Here is a 14,140-nt window from a genome sequence, read left to right on the forward strand (position 1 = left end):
AACAGGCGCCAGTCACGATCCCCGTCGCATCGTCAATATAAGCGTGCAGCGTCGCGCGCCCGTTCCCCCTGCCAAACCATTCAAACGACGTGGCGTCAGTCTGCCACAACATCCCCGCGGCCACCTTCCGCGGTCGGGAACGGTGAAGCTTCGGCCGCCGCCGCACACTCTTCTTGCTCCTGATCCCCTCGTCCTTCAGAATGCGGACGACACTCGAACGGCTGATCCCGATCCCCTCCCGTTCGTTCAGGCATTCCGCAAAGTGAGAGAAGTTGAAATCGTAATAGACCTCCTTATACGCCTTCAGCACCGACTCCCGAACCTCATCTCCGATCCTGCGCCGAGACGTTCTGCCGCGGTTACCATGAACAAGCCCCGCCGCCCCTTGAGCGACGAACCTCTTCTTGATCCTGATGATTTGCCGTTGACAGAGCCCCAGCTTCTCCGCCGCCTCCCTGTTCGTCATGCGTCCGTCGACAAGCGCTCCGATAATCCTGATACGATCCAGTTCCTTTTGTGACAATGTCATTCGCTCCTGTTTCATGAACGGTATTATCTCAGAGTGACATTTTCTTGGAACAGTTATGGGGGACTTTATCACTGAACAACGACATCTCTTCTTTGTCGTCAATTGATTTTTTCACGAAGTTATATTAAACTCGCTGCATGGAAAGAATTGCGGAAAATGTGTCGCCGTTTCCCTTCCGTTCGGCGGAAACGGCGTAAATGGAATGGGGTGAAAATCCCCGCGCGGCCGGCACTGTAAGCGCGAGGTCACGCCGAAGCGCCGCCGTGGTATGGGCGCCGGGACGAAAGTCCGTCACTGTGGCTTCGCCATGGGAAGACAGGCGTGAACGCGGCAAGACCATCGTCTTCCAGAGCGCGAGTCAGGAGACTTACACATTTTCGAAAGAAGCGTTCGCCGTGCCCAAAGCGAGCGCCGAGTGCGCGTGAAAACGGACGCGCCGGTTTGTGTCCTTGCGGACGCAGCCGGCGCGTTTTTTCGTTTTCACTCTCCGGCCAAAGCGCCAAGAGCGCGGTTTTCCGCGCAAGCATACTTTGGAGGCAGACATGAAAAAGAGTTTTCTTGCGGCGTTGGCTCTGGCAGCCGTGCTCTGCGGCACGGCCATGGCGAAGGACGAGATCGTGATCTCTACGGGCGTCAACATGGTGGCGGGCAAATTCGATCCCATTCTCGGGCACGGCGTGTGGGGACCCGATATTTTCCACTGCCATCTGCTGAAATCGGGAAAGGACAACGTGCTCGAGAAAGATCTGGCGGTACGCGAGAAAATCAGCGGCGACGGTCTCAGCTACACGTATGAGATCCGCCGCGACGTAAAGTTCGCCGACGGCACGCCGCTGACCGCCCAAGACATCGTCTTCACCTACGAGAAGACCAAGGCCAGCGTTTCGGCCGCCGACCTGACGGTCATGGAGAGCGTGAAGGCCCTCGACGATTTCACGGTGGAATTCACGTTGAGCGAGCCTTCGTCGCTGTTCCCTTACGCTCTGAGCTTTGTGGGCATCGTGCCGGCGCACGCTTATCACGAAGCGTACGGCGACCGGCCGGTGTGTTCGGGAGCCTGGCGCGTCGTCGATTTCCAGAAAGATCAGCAGTTGATTCTCGAACCGAACCCCTATTATTACGGCACAAAATCGCCGTTCCGGCGCGTCACGATTCTCAAGATCGACGAAGACGCGGCGTTGGCCGCCGCTCAATCGGGGCAGCTGGATCTCGTCCTCGTCAATTCCGAGTACGCGCACTCGGCGGTGGAAGGGATGGAGCTGCTGAGCCTCGACGTCCTGGGGACGTTGGCGGTGAACCTGCCGGTCATTCCGGAGGGAACGGCCCCCGACGGAAGCAAGACGGGCAACAACGTGACGTGCGACCCCGCGATCCGCAAGGCGCTGGATATCGGCATCAACCGCCGGCAGCTGGTGGAACGCGCTCTGAACGGCATGGGCACGCCGGCCTGCTCGATTGGCAGCGACACGCTTCCTTGGGCGGCTCATATCGATTTTGAGGACAATCGCGTCGAAGAAGCCAAAAAGCTCCTCGAAGACGCCGGCTGGAAAGATACCGACGGAGACGGCATCCGCGAGAAAAACGGCGTCAAGGCCGAGTTCACCGTCACCGGCCGCAGCAACGATCTGGATCGCTACAATACGGTGGTGGCGCTGGCTGATAACGCCAAAGCTCTCGGCATCCGCATCATCGCCAGATCGGCGCCCTGGGCGGAATGCCGAAAAGCCCGCGCGGTCCCTACGTGTTGGAGCGTCGGCGCTCCCAGCCCCATGGACTTCAGACTGTATTACCATTCCTCCAACATCAACAAGGCCGTCATCAACAATCCGTCGTCCTACAGCAATCCCGACGTCGACGCGCTCATCGACCAGGCGATGCGCGCCACGGACCAGAACACGGCCAGCGCGTTCTGGAGCAAGGCCGAGGCCCGTGCCGCCGCGGACGTGCCGTTTCTGTACATCAGCCGTCCCCGGAACAATTATCTCGTCCGCAAGGGGCTACGCCTCCCCCCGCTGAATAAGATCCCCGTACGCAATCAGGGACTTTCGGTCGTCGAGAACATGAACGAGTGGTCCTGGGACGACTGAGGCTTTTCATGAAGTTCTGCCGAAAGGCGGAATTCAGCCATGCTTTCGTTTTTTCGACACAGGACAAAGGAAGGAGCTCCCGTTCCCGTGAATAAAAGCCTTCTGAAATATCTGAGCGGCTCGCTGACGCGAATGCTGCTCTTGCTTGCATCCGCTTCGATGCTCAGTTTCTTTCTGGTCACCGCCTCGCCGATGAACGCCGTCGACGCCTTTCTGGGCGAGATCAACGTCTCCGACGAACAGCGGGCCCACATCGAAGAACAATGGGATTTGGACAAGCCGCCGCTCCAGCGCTATGTGATCTGGGCAAAACGCGCGCTTCACGGCGATTTGGGCAGGTCGGTGTCGCTGCATCAGCCGGTTGCGTCGGTGCTGCGCGAGCGTTTCAAGGCCTCGCTGCTGCTGATGGGCACGGCATGGACGCTCTCCGGCGCGCTGGGGCTCGTTCTTGGCGTCGCCGCCGGCACGTATCGCGACAGCTGGCTCGATAAGATCGTCAGGACGTTCAGCCTCGTGCTGGCGTCGACGCCGACGTTCTGGATCGGTCTGCTGGTGCTGGTGGTCTTCGCCGTCGAGCTGCGCTGGTTCCCGCTGGGACTCTCCATTCCGATCGGGCGCCTCGCCTCGGAGGTCACCTGGGGCGAACGGCTCCATCACCTCGTCCTGCCGGCGCTGACATTGTCCATCACAGGCGTGGCCAACATCGCGCTGCACACGCGGCAGAAGCTGATCGACGTGCTCGAGAGCGAGTACGTCGTCTTCGCCCGCGCCCGCGGCGAGACGCTCGGCCAGATCATCCGCCGCCACGGCCTGCGCAACATCGCCCTGCCGGCGGTGACGCTGCAGTGCGCTTCGGTGAGCGAACTGTTCGGCGGCTCGGTGCTGGCGGAGAAAGTTTTCTCCTATCCAGGGCTTGGCGCCACCGCCGTCGAGGCGGGGCTTCACGCCGACGCGCCGCTGCTGATGGGAATCGCGTTGTTCAGCGTCCTTTTCGTGTTCGCCGGCAACCTCGCGGCCAACCTCATTTACGGCTTCGTCGACCCGCAGATCCGCGAGGGAGGGCGCTCCAGTGTCTGAGCTTGCCTGCGCAAAACCGGCGAGGGCCTGGCTGAATCGCCGCCGCAAAACGCTGCTGATGATCGGCACGGGAACGCTGATCTTGTCGGGCGTATTCGTCTGGGGGCTGCTGCTGCCGCCGGAAAGTTTCGAGGCAAACTATTCGGCCCGCCGCCTGGCGCCGTCGCTGGCGCATCTGTTCGGCACGGACAATCTCGGGCGAGACATGTTCTACCGCACGGTCGCGGGGCTGTCGCTGAGCATCCGTATCGGCCTGCTGTCGGCGGCGATCAGTTCGGTGATCGCACTGGTCCTCGGCAGTCTGTCGGCGATCTTCGGCGGCACGGTGGACGCCGTGGTCAACTATCTCGTCGATCTGTGCATGGGCGTGCCGCACCTGATCCTGCTCATTCTGATTTCCATCGCCATGGGCGGCGGCGCGGCCGGCGTCATCACGGGCGTGGCGGTGACGCACTGGCCCAACCTGACGCGACTGATTCGCGCCGAGGTCATGCAGATCCGTTCGGCCCAGTACGTGCAGGTGGCCCGCAGGCTGGGCAAAGGGCCGCTGCACATCGCCGTACGGCACATCGTCCCGCACGTCTTCCCGCAGTACGTGGTGGGTCTGATCCTGCTGTTTCCGCACGCGATCCTGCACGAAGCGGGCATCACCTTCCTCGGCTACGGTCTGCCGCTGGACACGCCGGCCATGGGCGTGATCCTCTCGGAATCGATGAAGTATCTGGCGGCGGGGATGTGGTGGCCGGCGTTCTTCCCCGGAGTCGCGCTGCTGCTGGTGACGCAGCTTTTCGACGGCGTCGGCGACTATCTGCGGGTACTGATCGACCCGCACAGCGCCCGCGAATAGGAGGCCCTCATGAACGAAGACAAGCACATCCTGCTTGACGTGCGCCACCTGTCGGTCGGTTTCGAGAGCTACGACGCGCGGCTGGAGAAAGTGACGTTCCAGGCCATCGCCGATCTGAGCGTGACGCTGAGCGCGGGCGAGATTCTCGCCGTGGTCGGTTCCAGCGGTTCCGGCAAAAGCCTGCTGGCGCACGCGGTGATGGGCATTCTGCCCGGCAACGCGCGCACCGGCGGCGAGATGTTCTACCGCGGCGAAGCGATGACGGCGGAAACGAAAGCGCGGCTGCGCGGGCGCGAGATCGCCTTCATCCCCCAGTCGGTGGCGTTTCTCGACCCGCTGATGCGCGTCGGTCCCCAAGTCTGCGGCGTCCCGGGCAGGGGACGGTGTGCGAAGATGCGCGAAGCGTTCGCCCATTTCGGTCTGAAGCCGGGCGTGGAAAAACTCTATCCATTCCAGCTTTCGGGCGGCATGGCGCGGCGCGTGCTGCTCTCCACGGCCTACGTGGCCGACGCCGAACTGATCATCGCCGACGAGCCGACGCCGGGGCTCGATTTGGAGATCGCGCTGGAGGCGCTCAAAGACTTCCGCGTCATGGCCGATCACGGCAAGGCGGTGCTGCTGATCACGCACGACATCGACCTGGCGCTGCACGTCGCCGACGCGATCTCGATCTTTTACGACGGACGCGTCGTGGAGACGGCGGCCGTCAGCTCTTTCAGCGGCGACGGAGAAGGGCTGAAGCACCCGTACAGCCGCGCGCTGTTCCGGGCGCTGCCGCAGAACGGCTTTCGCCTCGACCGCTGCGCGGCGTGCGGTTCCAGCGGCGCGACCTGGGACGTGGACGAACGGGGAATGAGGTGCGGCTGCCATGCTTGAGGTGAAAAAAATTTCTTTCCGCTACGGCAGCGGTCCGTGGATTTTGAAGGACGTCAGCCTCTCCGTGGCGGAAGGCGAGCGCGTCGCCATTCTCGGCCCCAGCGGCTACGGCAAGAGCACGCTGGCCAAGGTGATGGCCGGCTACGAGCGTCCCGCCAGCGGCGCAGTGCTGTGGAACGGCGCGCCGCTGCCGGCGAGAGGCTACTGCCCCGTGCAGCTCGTCTATCAGCATCCTGAAAAAGCGCTCAACCCGCGCTGGAAGATGGAAAGATCTCTGTACGAAGCGGGGCCGTTGGACGGCGAGGTGCTGAACGAAATGGGCATCCGTTCCATCTGGTACGACCGCTGGCCCGTCGAGCTGTCCGGCGGCGAACTGCAGCGCTTCTGCGTCGCCCGCGTGATGCGCCCCGAGACGCGCCTGCTGATCGCCGACGAGATGACCACCATGCTCGACGCGCTCAATCAGGCGCACATCTGGAACTTCGTGCTGAACTACGCCGAGCGCCATCGCATGGGACTCGTCGCCATCACGCACAATCCTTCGCTGGCCGAGCGCGTGGCCACGCGGATTATCCGCATCCCCGAACTGAACCGCGTGGAAGTGGACCGCCGCGACCTGTAACAGACCGGGCACTGACGGCAAACGGCCGCGCGACGATGGATTTTTTCATCGTCGCGCGGCCGTTTATATTGTTCCACGTGGAATATTTTCGCCTGAATCCTCTCGGCGTCAGGATCGAAGAGTTTCTCGCCCAGGGCAGTTCGACGAGAGCGCACCGCTTTTTCCGCGCCGACATTTTTGTTTTTCCCGGCATGCTATAATTCATCAAGATCTCGAACGGTAAAATCAAACGTTCCCAAAAAGAACTTGGGGGAAGAATCATGAACTACGATGCGATCATCGTCGGCGCGGGGCCGGCGGGGATTTTCGCGGCGCAGGAACTGGCCGGCGCCGGCAAAAGAGTGCTGATCGTCGACAAGGGGCGGCTGATCAGGGAACGAATCTGCCCGATCATGGCGGGACAAGCCGACCGCTGCGTCAACTGCCCGTCCTGCGCGGTGGTGTCCGGCTGGGGCGGCGCGGGGTCGGCTTCCGACGGCAAGCTGACGATCACGACCGGCTACGGCGGCAACCTCGAAGAGTACGTCGGCACGGCGGAGCTGGAGCGCCTGATGAAAGCCGTGGACGACCGTTTCGTCGCCGACGGCGCCGATCCCCATCTTTACGAGCCGAGCGGGCAGAACGTGCACGACACGATCCGCCGGGCCGCCTCGAAAGGCATCAAGGTGCTGCCGGCCAGGATCCGCCACATCGGCACCGACGCCTCGCGCGAGGTGCTCGACGCCATGTACCGCTCCCTGCGCGACAAATGCGACATCCTCATGAACACCTTCGTACAGGACATCCTTGTCGAAAACGGTGCCGCCGTCGGCGTGGTCACGAGCGACGGCACAGAACACCGAGCCGCCGACGTCATCGTCGCGCCGGGACGCGACGGCGCTTCGTGGCTGGAGGGGATCGTCAGACGACTGAAGCTGCCGATCGCCTCGATGCCGGTGGACATCGGCGTGCGCGTCGAAGTGCCCGACAGCGCCTGCGAAGAGCTGACCCGCGACTTTTACGAAGTCAAATGTCTCTACAACACGCCCACGTTCGACGACCGCGTGCGCACTTTCTGCATGAACCCGTCGGGCTTCGTGGTTTCCGAGTTCAACCGCACGCACGGCCTCGTCACCGTCAACGGGCACAGTCTCAAGAACACCAAGTCGCACAACACCAACTTCGCCGTGCTCGTCACCAAGAATTTCACGCGCCCGTTCACCGACCCGATCGGCTACGCCACGCACATCGCCCGCCTCGCCAACATGCTGGCCGGCGGCGGATTGCTGGTGCAGCGCCTCGGCGACCTGCGCGACGGTCGCCGCTCCACGCCCGACCGCATCGCCCGCGGCATGATCGAGCAGACCGGCCCCGCCGTCCCCGGCGACCTCAGCCTCGTGCTGCCCCACCGCCACATGACCGACATCGTCGAGTTCCTCGACGCGCTGAACGTGATCATGCCCGGCGTCAACCAGAACGACACGCTGCTCTACGGCGTGGAGATCAAGCTCTATTCGCTGCGTCTCGAGCTGGGAAACAACCTCGCCGTGCCCAACGTCAAACATCTGTACATGGCCGGCGACGGGGCCGGCGTCAGCCGCGGCATCATCCAGGCGGCGGCCAGCGGGCTTGTGGCCGGAAGGGCCGTTCTCGGCGCCTGAACTCTTAAAAATCTTCTTTGGAATGCAGGGAGGCTGATTCTTCATGGAAGAAAAACGCGTTACGCCCGGCGCGCCCCGCGTCATGCCCATTCGGGCCGCGAAAGCCGGGGGCGCTCTGAATGCTTGACGAAAACACGGCCGTACTTTTTCAGGGCGATTCGGTCCTGCTCTTTCAGGGGCGCCTGCCCGGCGCCGCCGAGGCGGGGCGGTTGCCGTTGAGCGACTCGGGGCCCTTCGGCAGTCTCGGTCCCGCTGGCTGCGTCTGGGGACGCGTCGAAGCGGACGCAAAACTCCCCGAGGGCTGGAGCGCCGTCAGCCGCCGCTCTTTCGGCGAGCAGTTCGGCAGGGAAGACTTTCAGGCCATGAGCGCCGCCTGGGGCCTGGCCGACTGGCATCGTCAGGCCCGCTACTGCGGCTGCTGCGGCGCGAAGATGGAGCCCGCGCCCGGCGAGCAGCACGCCATGAAGTGCCCCAGCTGCGGGCACACGCTCTTTCCCGTCATCTGCCCGGCCATGATCGTGGCCGTCGAGCGCGACGGCAAGCTACTGCTGGCCATGAACCGGCGGAACAGATTCAACCGTTTCAGCGTGCTGGCGGGATTTCTCGAAGTCGGCGAGTCGATCGAAGACGCCGTCGTCCGCGAGGTGCGCGAGGAAGTGAACGTCGAAGTGGACCGGGACAGCATCCAGTATCTGTACAGCCAGTACTGGCCGTTTCCCCGCTCGCTGATGCTGGCCTGCCGCGCCCGCTGGAAGAGCGGCGAGCTCCGCCCCGACGGCGTGGAGATCGGCGAGGCCCGCTGGTTCGCCCCCGAGGAGATCCCCGACAATATCCCCGGCACGCTCACCGTGGCCGGTTGGCTGATCCGCGACTTTCTCGCGCGCCACCCGCGCCGCGGAAACGCCGCCGAAAACCGCTGACACCGGTTCCCGGCTGCCTAAAATCTATTCGATAAAACGAGGGCTGACCGATCTTTTCGGCCAGTCCTCGTTTTTTTTGCTCGCCGCCGTTCAACAACTCAAGAATAAATATTCTGATTATTTTATTATTTGCCGTCTAAACTTTAGGCTTGAATTAACGCAATAATTGCAATATTACTTATTTTAAAGGCGTCGACAGTTTACTTTTCGCTGAGCCGCTCATATAATTCATTTTCATAAACGCGAAAAGGCATGGCGTTCCTTCGCCAGAGCGGACCGCGCGCCTTCGCGTCGGCAGACCTGCCTGAAAGCGCATGCTCTGCAAATTCTCGCTGAAAGGATGTTTTACACGATGAAAAAGGATGTATTCGTATTCGCTTTCGTTTTCGCCGCCTCCATGATGGCTGGCTGCGCCTTCGGCGCCGACGCCTTCAAGCTGGGCGGCACGGCTCCGCTGACGGGAGGCGCCGCCATTTACGGCAATGCCGCCAAGAACGGCGCGCAGATCGCCGTCGACGAGATCAACGCGGCCGGCGGCATTCGGTTTGAGCTGAATTACGAGGACGACACGCACGACGCCGAAAAGGCCGTCAACGCCTACAACGCCCTCAAGGACTGGGGCATGCAGCTCTCGCTCGGCTCGGTCACGTCCAAACCCTGCGAGGCGACGGCCGCCGAGAACTTCGCCGACCGCATCTTCGCGCTCACTCCTTCCGCTTCGGCCGTCGCCGTGACCGCCGGCAAGGACAACGTGTTCCAGATGTGCTTCGTCGATCCCAATCAGGGCTCCGCCTCCGCACAGTACATCGCCGGCAAAGCTTTGGCCAGGAAAGTCGCCGTGATCTGGAAGAACGACGACGTGTACTCCAAGGGCATTCATGACACATTCGCGACCAAGGCGGCCGAAGCCGGCCTCGAAGTGGTCAGCGACACCACGTTCGCCGACGGCAACGACACCGACTTCTCGGTGCAGCTGGCCGACGCCCAGAAGTCCGGCGCGGAGCTGGTCTTCCTGCCCATGTACTATCAGCACGCCTCGCTGATCCTCGCTCAGGCGGCGGCCATGAACTTTGCGCCCAAGTGGTTCGGCGTGGACGGCATGGACGGCATCCTGACCATGGAAGGTTTCAACAAGGAACTGGCCGAAGGCGTCATGCTGCTGACGCCGTTCAACGCAGATTCCACGGACGAGCGCACGGCCGCTTTCGTGGCCGAGTATCGGAAGCGTTTCGGCGAAGTCCCCAATCAGTTCGCCGCCGACGCGTACGACTGCGTTTACGCTTACAAACAGGCGCTCGAAAACGCCAAGGCCGTGCCCGACATGAACGCCGAGAAGCTCTGCGAGCTGATGATCGGGCAGTTCACGACGATGACGTTCAACGGACTGACGGGCGGCAACATGACGTGGAAGGCCAACGGCGAGATCTCCAAGGATCCCAAGGGCATGATCATCAGAAACGGCGCTTACGTCGGGCTCGATTAAGTTTCACGGGCGGAAGCGGACGGCGCGCCGTTCCGCCTCGCCTGAGAGCGTCGCCGGAAGGCCGGCCTGACCGGTCCTTTCGGCGGCGCTCTCGCTTTTCTCTTCCGAACGGCTCCATCCCGCCGTTCGCCGCTTTTCCACTTTTTTGCGAGATCTTTCGAGGTGAACTCATGACCTTTCTGAACTTCTTTATCAGCGGCGTCGGCCTGGGCAGCATCTACGCGATCATCGCGCTGGGCTACACCATGGTCTACGGCATCGCCAAGATGCTCAACTTCGCTCACGGCGACGTGATCATGGTCGGCGCCTATGTCTGTTTCTACGCCGTGTTCCGCTTTCACCTGCCGGCGATCGCCGGCGTTGTTCTGGCCATGGCGGTCTGCACGCTGCTGGGCATTGTCGTGGAAAAGCTGGCCTACAAGCCGCTGCGCCAGGCCCCGTCGCTGGCGGTGCTGATCACGGCCATCGGCGTCAGTTACTTTTTGCAGAACACGGCGCTGCTGCTGTGGACGTCGAATCCCAAGGTGTTCCCCTCGGTGGTCGGGCACGGCGCGGTCAAACTGTTCGGCGGCCGGCTTTCCATCTCTCACGTGACGATCGTGACGATCGTCTCCTGTCTGGCGATCATGACGGCGCTGTCGTGGTTCGTCGGACGCACGCGCATGGGCAAGGCGATGCGCGCCTGTTCGGAAGACAAGGGCGCGGCGCTGCTGATGGGCATCAACGTCAACGCCACCATTTCGCTGACGTTCGCCATCGGTTCCGGGCTGGCGGCCGCAGCCGGCGCGCTGCTGTGTTCGGCCTATCCGACGCTGATGCCGACGACGGGTTCGCTGCCGGGCATCAAGGCGTTCACGGCGGCCGTTTTCGGCGGCATCGGCTCCATTCCCGGCGCTTTTCTGGGCGGGCTGCTGCTGGGCGTGATCGAGATCTTCGCCAAGGCATACATCTCCACGCAGCTCTCCGACGCCGTGGTCTTCGCCGTGCTGATCGTGGTACTGCTGGTCAAGCCCGCGGGACTGCTGGGCCGTCAGATGCAGGAAAAGGTGTAGCCGTGAAACGTCTGATCAACCTCAAAAGACCCGAAGCCCGCCGCGTTTACGGTACGTACGCGCTGGTGGCGCTGGCCTACGTCGTTCTCCAGACCATGATCTCGACGCGGACGCTCAGTTCGTCCATGAGGGGGATGCTGGTGCCGATCTGCGCCTACATGGTCATGGCCGTAGCGCTGAATCTGGTGGTGGGCGTGCTCGGCGAGCTGTCGCTGGGGCACGCCGGCTTCATGTCCGTGGGCGCGTTCACGGGCGTCGCCTGCGCCATCTTGCTGCAAGATCTCGTCCCCTTTGCGCCCCTGCGTCTGTCCGTTTCCATGGCGGCGGGGGCGGCGTTCGCGGCGCTGGCCGGTTTTTTGATCGGCATTCCCGTGCTGCGGCTCAAGGGCGATTACCTGGCCATCGTCACGCTGGCGTTCGGCGAGATCATCAAAAGCGTGCTGAACAACTTTTACATGGGCGTCGACAAGGCGGGGCTGCACTTCAGCATGCTGGCCGACACAACGGGGCTGCTGCCCGGCGGCCGTTTGATCGTCGGCGGCCCGATGGGCGTCGGCGGCATCCGCAAGATCGCCACGTTCGGCGCCGGCTTCGCGCTGGTGATGATCGCGCTGGTCGTCGTCTACAATCTCATCAACAGCCGTATGGGGCGCGCCTTCCAGGCCGTCCGCGACGACCGTATCGCCGCCGAGAGCGTCGGCATCGACGTCACCAGGTACAAGATGACCGCCTTCGTCGTTTCCGCGGCGCTGGCGGGCGCGGCCGGCTGCCTGTTCGCCATGAACTACTCCACGATCGTCGCCAACAAGTTCGACTTCAACACTTCGATCCTGATCCTCGTCTTCGTTGTTTTGGGCGGCCAGGGCAACATGCTCGGCTCCATCGTCGCCGCCGCGGCGCTGACGATCCTGCCGGAAAAGCTGCGCGAGTTCCGCGATTACCGCATGCTGATCTACGCGGTGCTGCTGATCGCCATCATGCTGGGCTCCAACAACGCGGCCGTGAGGAATTTCTTCGCGCGGCTGAAACTTTTCGGCCGCGCCTCAAAGGAGGAAGCCCTCCATGGCCACTAAACTCGTTCCCGTCCCCTCGCGCGCGCTGCTTCCCGAGCGCGACGCCGGACGCGCCCCGATCCTGGAGTGCGTCAATCTCGGACTGACGATCGGCGGTCTGAAGATCGTCGAGAACTTCAACCTCACCATCGGCCGCACGGAGATCGCCGGGCTGATCGGTCCCAACGGCGCCGGCAAGACGACGGTCTTCAACCTGCTCACCAAAGTCTACCACCCCACCACGGGCACCGTGCTGCTCGACGGGCAGGACACCGCCGGCATGACGCCGGCGCAGGCCAACCGCCTCGGCATCGCCCGCACGTTCCAGAACATCCGACTTTTCAAGAACCTCAGCGTCGCCGACAACGTCAAAGTCGCCATGACCAACGACATCCACTACGGCCTGTTCGGCGCGATCCTGCGCCTGCCGCGCTACCGCCGCCAGGAACTGGCTGCCCATCGCCGCGCTCTTAAGCTGCTGTCCATCTTCGACATGCAGGGTCTGGCCGACGTCAAGGCCGGTTCGCTGCCCTACGGCGCGCAGCGCCGCCTCGAGATCGTGCGCGCTCTCGCCACCTACCCGTCGCTGTTGCTGCTCGACGAGCCGGCGGCGGGCATGAATCCCTCGGAAACGCGCGAGCTGATCGACAGCATCCGCCGCGTGCACGAGATGTTCCCGATCGCCATCATGCTCATCGAACACGACATGAATCTGGTCATGAACCTGTGCGAGGGCATCTGCGTGCTCAACTTCGGGCGCGTCATCGCCAAGGGCGCGCCGGCGGACATACAGAGCGACCCCGCCGTCATCGAGGCCTACCTCGGCCGGCAGAAGGAGGGCTAACCATGGCCGATCCAATCCTCAAAGTTGACGATGTTCACGTCTTTTACGGCAGCATCCACGCCATCAAGGGCATTTCCTTCGAAGTCTTTCAGGGCGAGATCGTCACGCTGATCGGCGCCAACGGCGCCGGCAAATCCACGACGCTGAACGCCATCTCCGGCCTGCTGCCGCGCACGGGCGGCGTCTCTTTCTTCGGCCGCCGGCTGGCGAAAGTGCCGCCCTACAAGGTGGTCGAGCTCGGCCTGGCGCAGGTTCCCGAGGGGCGCCGCGTCTTTCTGCACATGTCGGTGCAGGAAAATCTGGAAATGGGCGCCTACACGCGCCATGCCGCCGGCGCGCAGAGCCTCGCCGCCGATCTGGAAAAAGTCTTCGCGCTTTTCCCGCGCCTGAAGGAACGCCGCCGTCAGGTGGCCGGCACGCTCTCAGGCGGCGAGCAGCAGATGCTCGCCATGGGACGCGCGCTGATGAGCCGTCCCAAGCTGCTCATGCTCGACGAGCCCTCCATGGGCTTGGCGCCGCTGCTCGTCGAAGCCATTTTCGACATCATCGACAATCTGCACGCGAACGGCGCCACGATCCTGCTCGTCGAACAGAACGCGCGCATGGCGCTCTCCATCGCCGACCGCGGCTACGTGCTGGAAACCGGCCGCATCGTCGCCACCGGCACCGGGCGCGAACTGCTCGACTCTCCCGCCATCAAAAAAGCCTATCTGGGCGGCTGACAAACGGATGAAGAAATTCCCATCAAACGCTCGATCTCAACAAGGATCCGAAAGCGGACTATGATCCATGCGTCCGTTTCCGGATCTTTTGCTTTCAGGAGATCTATTGTACCTTGACTGAGATATCAAACGGCCAAAATGCCGGCGGGGAATCCACAAAACGAGCTCGCAGAGCGCACAACGGAAAAGATAGCCCCGAGCGGCTGCCCCCTCGGAGTGCGGAACGCTCGGCGTGAAACCGTTCTATTGAGGATTTGCATGAAACCGAATCGTTCCAAGAGCCAAAAAGCCATGCGGCGTTTTACATTATTATGATGCAAAATGCCGTTTGCGTTTTATAAGCCCAGATCAAGTTAGTCTCATCAAATCAATTTGAGAAAAATAATTCC

The 14,140-nt window shown here is 62.6% G+C and carries 13 protein-coding genes and 1 riboswitch; of the genes, 12 read left to right on the forward strand and 1 reads right to left on the reverse strand.

The features are described from left to right. On the reverse strand, positions 1–544 hold a 544-nt coding region (locus tag B0D78_RS07795; protein ID WP_143521785.1), incomplete at its 3' end, for a helix-turn-helix domain-containing protein. A gap of 126 nt (positions 545–670) precedes the next feature. Beyond that, positions 671–918, forward strand: a riboswitch (cobalamin riboswitch). Between the two features lie 153 nt (positions 919–1,071). Between B0D78_RS07795 and B0D78_RS07800 the strand changes: the two genes are divergently transcribed. The 12 genes from B0D78_RS07800 (at position 1,072) to B0D78_RS07855 (ending at position 13,751) form a co-directional block, all read left to right on the forward strand. Then, on the forward strand, positions 1,072–2,616 hold the full coding sequence (locus B0D78_RS07800) for an ABC transporter substrate-binding protein (protein WP_078016452.1): 1,545 nt from the start codon (positions 1,072–1,074) through the stop codon (positions 2,614–2,616). Between the two features lie 87 nt (positions 2,617–2,703). Then, positions 2,704–3,693 carry an ABC transporter permease gene (locus B0D78_RS07805; RefSeq protein WP_199674641.1) on the forward strand — a complete coding sequence of 330 codons (990 nt, stop codon included), beginning with the start codon at positions 2,704–2,706 and terminating at the stop codon, positions 3,691–3,693. Continuing rightward, positions 3,686–4,540, forward strand: coding sequence for an ABC transporter permease (locus B0D78_RS07810; protein WP_199674642.1), 855 nt, complete (start codon positions 3,686–3,688; stop codon positions 4,538–4,540). The genes B0D78_RS07805 and B0D78_RS07810 overlap by 8 nt, the downstream gene beginning before the upstream one ends. A 9-nt stretch (positions 4,541–4,549) precedes the next feature. Next, on the forward strand, positions 4,550–5,416 hold the full coding sequence (locus B0D78_RS07815) for an ATP-binding cassette domain-containing protein (RefSeq protein ID WP_078016414.1): 867 nt from the start codon (positions 4,550–4,552) through the stop codon (positions 5,414–5,416). After that, entirely contained in the window at positions 5,409–6,038 is a 630-nt protein-coding gene (locus tag B0D78_RS07820) for an ABC transporter ATP-binding protein (protein ID WP_078016415.1), read from the forward strand. Before B0D78_RS07815 ends, B0D78_RS07820 begins: the two co-directional genes overlap by 8 nt. 260 nt (positions 6,039–6,298) lie before the next feature. Next, positions 6,299–7,678, forward strand: coding sequence for an NAD(P)/FAD-dependent oxidoreductase (locus B0D78_RS07825; protein ID WP_078016416.1), 1,380 nt, complete (start codon positions 6,299–6,301; stop codon positions 7,676–7,678). 119 nt (positions 7,679–7,797) lie between these two features. Next, complete coding sequence (gene nudC, locus B0D78_RS07830; RefSeq protein ID WP_078016417.1) at positions 7,798–8,598, forward strand: NAD(+) diphosphatase; 801 nt, start codon at positions 7,798–7,800, stop codon at positions 8,596–8,598. 352 nt (positions 8,599–8,950) lie between these two features. Then, a complete protein-coding gene (locus B0D78_RS07835) occupies positions 8,951–10,081 on the forward strand; it encodes an ABC transporter substrate-binding protein (RefSeq protein ID WP_078016418.1) in 1,131 nt (376 codons plus the stop codon). Between the two features lie 170 nt (positions 10,082–10,251). After that, on the forward strand, positions 10,252–11,133 hold the full coding sequence (locus B0D78_RS07840) for a branched-chain amino acid ABC transporter permease (protein WP_078016419.1): 882 nt from the start codon (positions 10,252–10,254) through the stop codon (positions 11,131–11,133). Between the two features lie 2 nt (positions 11,134–11,135). After that, positions 11,136–12,206 carry a branched-chain amino acid ABC transporter permease gene (locus B0D78_RS07845; RefSeq protein ID WP_078016420.1) on the forward strand — a complete coding sequence of 357 codons (1,071 nt, stop codon included), beginning with the start codon at positions 11,136–11,138 and terminating at the stop codon, positions 12,204–12,206. Further along, positions 12,196–13,029, forward strand: a complete 834-nt coding sequence (locus tag B0D78_RS07850) for an ABC transporter ATP-binding protein (RefSeq protein WP_078016421.1) — start codon at positions 12,196–12,198, stop codon at positions 13,027–13,029. Before B0D78_RS07845 ends, B0D78_RS07850 begins: the two co-directional genes overlap by 11 nt. 2 nt (positions 13,030–13,031) lie before the next feature. Continuing rightward, on the forward strand, positions 13,032–13,751 hold the full coding sequence (locus B0D78_RS07855; protein WP_205948276.1) for an ABC transporter ATP-binding protein: 720 nt from the start codon (positions 13,032–13,034) through the stop codon (positions 13,749–13,751). The last annotated feature ends 389 nt before the right edge of the window (positions 13,752–14,140 follow it).

This window comes from Pyramidobacter sp. C12-8, from assembly GCF_002007215.1.
Taxonomy (GTDB): domain Bacteria; phylum Synergistota; class Synergistia; order Synergistales; family Dethiosulfovibrionaceae; genus Pyramidobacter.

Coding starts and splice junctions, on each gene's coding strand:
- B0D78_RS07800 (WP_078016452.1), top strand. CDS start 1,072: ATGAAAAAGAGTTTTCTTGCGGCGTTGGCTCTGGCAGCCGTGCTCTGC.
- B0D78_RS07815 (WP_078016414.1), top strand. CDS start 4,550: ATGAACGAAGACAAGCACATCCTGCTTGACGTGCGCCACCTGTCGGTC.
- B0D78_RS07820 (WP_078016415.1), top strand. CDS start 5,409: ATGCTTGAGGTGAAAAAAATTTCTTTCCGCTACGGCAGCGGTCCGTGG.
- B0D78_RS07825 (WP_078016416.1), top strand. CDS start 6,299: ATGAACTACGATGCGATCATCGTCGGCGCGGGGCCGGCGGGGATTTTC.
- nudC (WP_078016417.1), top strand. CDS start 7,798: ATGCTTGACGAAAACACGGCCGTACTTTTTCAGGGCGATTCGGTCCTG.
- B0D78_RS07835 (WP_078016418.1), top strand. CDS start 8,951: ATGAAAAAGGATGTATTCGTATTCGCTTTCGTTTTCGCCGCCTCCATG.
- B0D78_RS07840 (WP_078016419.1), top strand. CDS start 10,252: ATGACCTTTCTGAACTTCTTTATCAGCGGCGTCGGCCTGGGCAGCATC.
- B0D78_RS07850 (WP_078016421.1), top strand. CDS start 12,196: ATGGCCACTAAACTCGTTCCCGTCCCCTCGCGCGCGCTGCTTCCCGAG.
- B0D78_RS07855 (WP_205948276.1), top strand. CDS start 13,032: ATGGCCGATCCAATCCTCAAAGTTGACGATGTTCACGTCTTTTACGGC.